The 514-nt window shown below is 51.9% G+C and carries 1 pseudogene; it reads right to left on the bottom strand.

Annotated features, from left to right (window positions below):
- Positions 1-514 (bottom strand): annotated as a pseudogene (locus tag R8O10_RS27620) (fructuronate reductase); the annotation flags it as partial.

Genomic DNA, 514 nt, shown 5'->3' with positions numbered 1-514 from the left:
AGATGGAATCTTAAGCTGCCGCCCATGCGTTGTGGGATCTTCTGGCTGCCATCCATCGCGATTTGCCATGTTTTGTGTTTCAAGCTTGGGTTAGTGAAGCGCTCGATAAGCAGCTTGGCGTAGCCTTCTAAATCGGTGCCTTCTGGCATGGTCAGCGAAGGGGCTTGTGCTTGCATCATCATGTCGAATGCCGCTTTGCGGTAGCCTTCATCTGTCATGGTGTCAGAGATGTGCGCGTAACCACCAAGGTAGCCTAGGTAGGCTAAGAACGAGTGGCTACCATTTAGCATGCGAAGCTTCATTTCTTCGTAAGGCACAACGTCGGCAACAAATTCTGCGCCAGCCACATTCCAATCTGGACGACCAGCCACGAAGTTGTCCTCGATAACCCATTGACGGAATGGTTCACAAGCGATGCCACATGGATCTTCACAGCCAAGCAGATCTGCGATTTCGGTCAGTGTCTCTTCTGTGGCTGCTGGCACAATGCGGTCAACCATAGTGCAAGGGAAGG

This window comes from Vibrio sp. 1727 (assembly GCF_033344415.1).
Classification (GTDB): domain Bacteria; phylum Pseudomonadota; class Gammaproteobacteria; order Enterobacterales; family Vibrionaceae; genus Vibrio; species Vibrio alginolyticus.
Note: the sequence above shows the minus strand (reverse complement) of the source record. Positions and strands in the feature narration are given on the sequence as shown.